Here is a 2,895-nt window from a genome sequence, read left to right on the forward strand (position 1 = left end):
AAAAGTGCAAGGACTGCTGATTGCGCCGTAAGTGGCATGCCAAGCACAAAGCCAAATGCGACAAGTGCACTTACTTGTATCAGCACGTCTGTCATGCCGCCAAGCATTTTGCCAAGGAACACGGCGCTTCGCGGAACCGGGGCCACAAGGACCATCTTAAGAAAGTCAAGCTTCTTGTCCCAGATGATGTACATTCCATAGAATATCGAGCCAAAAAGGACGGCCATTGCAAGGATACCGGGGAAAAGAAATGTCTGGTAATTCATGCCCCCTATTTCAACTGATGCCCCAAGCCCGCCCCCAAATGCGACTATCCACATAAGCGGGGTTACAACTGCCGAAATTACCCGTTCCTTCTCGCGCAAAAAAACTATAAGCTCTCTGTACCAAATCGCATAAACAGAATCCACAAATCCCACAGCATCACGCGCCAAAATTTACAAGCCCATGCGCAACCCGGGATATTTGGCCTGAATTGCACCTGGCAAGCCTTGCATTATTTGTTGTTCATTATCCGCTCCCAAAAACCGCCCTCGCCGCTTTCACTTCTTATTGCCCTTCCCGTATGCTTGATAAACACATCATTTAGCGAGGCAGGATGCAGCTCCATTGAGTCGACTTCAGGAAGGTTTCGAAGAATTGCTGGCAGGTTCTTCCCGGAATTGGAAATTGCGGCCTGAACGGAATTTTTTAGTGCCTTGACATTGCGTGCAAACTTGGCAGTTTTTAGAAGCCTTGCCACCTTTAGGGGGTTTTTTGTGAAAAAAACCGCCACATCGCCGCCTATTCCCTCAATGAGGGATTTTGGAGTGCCAACATCGATTATTTTTCCGTTGTCAATGATTGCAACCTTGTCTGCATATTCCTGGGCCTCCTCAAGATAGTGGGTTGTAAAGACAACGGTTGTGCCAAACTTCCTTGACATGCCTTTGATGTGCTTCCAGATGTGGCTTCTTGTCTGAAGGTCAAGCCCGACTGTCGGCTCATCAAGGAAAAGTATTTTTGGCCTGTGCAAAAGCGCCCTGGCAATCTCAAGCCTTTTTCGCATCCCGCCAGAATATGTCTTAATCCTGTCATCTGCCCTTTGCTTCAGGCCTACAATGGAGAGTATTTCCTCAATCCGCCCGTCCTTGGTTTTCCTGTCCATTCCATACAAAAGCGCATGCATCATTAAGTTTTCCCGCCCCGAAAGCAGGTCATCAACGCTTGGCTGCTGGAACACGACCCCTATTTGCTTCCTTACTGCAAGGGGGTCTTTGCCAACATCAATGCCCGCCACACGGGCAAGCCCCGAGGTTGGCCTGATAAGCCCGCAAAGGATTGAAAGCGTTGTCGTCTTTCCAGCCCCGTTTGGACCCAAAAACCCGAATACAGAACCATGTTCAACCTGAAGGTCAACACTGTCAAGCGCCCTGATTGCGTTTCCGTTGCCCTTGTAAACCTTAACAAGACCCCTGATGTCTATTGCGATTTCCCTTGCCATTCAATGCACGTCCAAATGGTTGCTGCAATCATTTTGCATGCATTCTTTGCTCAAGCCATTTCCGGATATCATCTGATGAGGCAGGCTCGACAAGAATGTTTTTGTCAGCGGTGCCATCCCGGAAAAATACAAGCGTTGGATATCTTTCAACCCAAAATTTATCCGCAATGCCCTCAAATTTTTCCGCATCCATTCTGAAAAATTCAACACCGCTTGTTTTATCCGCAAGCTGCTCAAGCCAAGGCGCAGCCTTCTTGCAGTCGCCGCACCAGGAGGCATAAAAAAACATGACACGGCTGCCCTTTTGCCCCATGACACTTGTTTCAACTGATTTTTCATCCAGCTCAATAACCGCCATTTTATCACTGCCCATTTTGGAAACTTGTGGCAATTAGGTCAAATGCCATGTCTTACACTAGCCACTTATTATTTAAAAACAATGCCAAACGACAATAAGTCATGGCAAGCAAGAAAATATCGAGGGCCCCAAGGCTGGTTTCAAGGGCAACTGCACTTCTGATGCAAGGCATCCTGAAAAACGAGTACCCGGAGGCAACCTGCTCACTTGATTTTGGAAACCCCCTCCAGCTTCTCGTATCGACAATCCTATCAGCGCAATGCACAGATGCCAGGGTGAACAAGGTGACACCAGCGCTTTTTGCAAGGTATGCGTCTGCAAGGGACTTTGCAAATGCCAAGATAACGGAATTGGAAAACCTTATCCGCTCGACGGGATTTTACCATAACAAGGCAAAAAACATCAAGGAAGCGTGCAGGGTTATTTGCATTGAATTTGGGGGCAAGGTTCCAGGCAGTATGGAGGACCTGCTTAAGCTTCCTGGCGTTGCAAGAAAAACTGCAAATATTGTCCTTTACAATGCACATGGAAAAAACGAGGGGATTGCAATAGACACTCACAACATCCGCCTGTCGCAGAGGCTTGGCTGGACAAAAAACAGGCGGCAGAATGGGATAGAGCGCGACTTGATGGCCACATTTCCCAAAGAAGAATGGGGGCTTGTCTCAAACCTGCTTGTATTCCACGGAAGGGCAAAGTGCACTGCAAAAAACCCCAAATGCCCAAGCTGCCCGCTTGGGAAAATCTGCCCAAGTGCAAAGCAATTCAGCTAATTGGCTTATTTTGAGAATACGTCAACAAAAGTCCTGCAAAAATGCTCCTTTGCGGCCTTGAGGCCCCGCCTTCCCAAGGGGGTGAGACTGTAGACAATGTTCTTCCCCTCTTTTGCCTCCCTGACAAGCCCCTCGTCGCTAAGCCCCCTGAGGGCCGGATAAATTGTGCCTGGTGACGGCTTAGAGCCCTTGCGCTTTTCAAGCTCCTTTGCTATCTGCTGGCCGTGCATCGGTTTTTTTGAAAGCAGGAAGAGGATGAGAAAGGAGAGCATCCCCCTCAT

5 protein-coding genes are annotated in these 2,895 nt (G+C 48.5%); 1 reads left to right on the plus strand and 4 read right to left on the minus strand.

What is annotated here, in order from left to right; genetic code table 11:
- From FJZ26_05255 to FJZ26_05265, 3 genes are all read right to left on the minus strand, one after another.
- Positions 1-419: ABC transporter (locus tag FJZ26_05255; GenBank protein ID MBM3229813.1), on the minus strand; the 419-nt coding region annotated here is incomplete at its 3' end.
- A 77-nt stretch (positions 420-496) separates the two neighbouring features.
- Positions 497-1,483 carry an ATP-binding cassette domain-containing protein gene (locus tag FJZ26_05260; GenBank protein ID MBM3229814.1) on the minus strand — a complete coding sequence of 329 codons (987 nt, stop codon included), beginning with the start codon at positions 1,481-1,483 and terminating at the stop codon, positions 497-499.
- Between the two features lie 28 nt (positions 1,484-1,511).
- Positions 1,512-1,856, minus strand: coding sequence for a thioredoxin family protein (locus tag FJZ26_05265; protein MBM3229815.1), 345 nt, complete (start codon positions 1,854-1,856; stop codon positions 1,512-1,514).
- Positions 1,857-1,942: 86 nt separating this feature from the next.
- On the opposite strand from FJZ26_05265, the gene nth reads away from it, so the two are divergent.
- Complete coding sequence (nth, locus tag FJZ26_05270) at positions 1,943-2,614, plus strand: endonuclease III (GenBank protein MBM3229816.1); 672 nt, start codon at positions 1,943-1,945, stop codon at positions 2,612-2,614.
- Between the two features lie 5 nt (positions 2,615-2,619).
- Here the strand turns inward: nth and FJZ26_05275 are convergent, their stop codons facing one another.
- Positions 2,620-2,895 (minus strand): PadR family transcriptional regulator, encoded by a 276-nt coding sequence (locus tag FJZ26_05275; GenBank protein ID MBM3229817.1) that lies wholly within the window; start codon positions 2,893-2,895, stop codon positions 2,620-2,622.

It is taken from the genome of Candidatus Parvarchaeota archaeon (assembly GCA_016866895.1).
Taxonomy (GTDB): domain Archaea; phylum Micrarchaeota; class Micrarchaeia; order Anstonellales; family VGKX01; genus VGKX01.

Coding starts and splice junctions, on each gene's coding strand:
- FJZ26_05260 (MBM3229814.1), bottom strand. CDS start 1,483: ATGGCAAGGGAAATCGCAATAGACATCAGGGGTCTTGTTAAGGTTTAC.
- FJZ26_05265 (MBM3229815.1), bottom strand. CDS start 1,856: ATGGGCAGTGATAAAATGGCGGTTATTGAGCTGGATGAAAAATCAGTT.
- nth (MBM3229816.1), top strand. CDS start 1,943: ATGGCAAGCAAGAAAATATCGAGGGCCCCAAGGCTGGTTTCAAGGGCA.
- FJZ26_05275 (MBM3229817.1), bottom strand. CDS start 2,895: ATGAGGGGGATGCTCTCCTTTCTCATCCTCTTCCTGCTTTCAAAAAAA.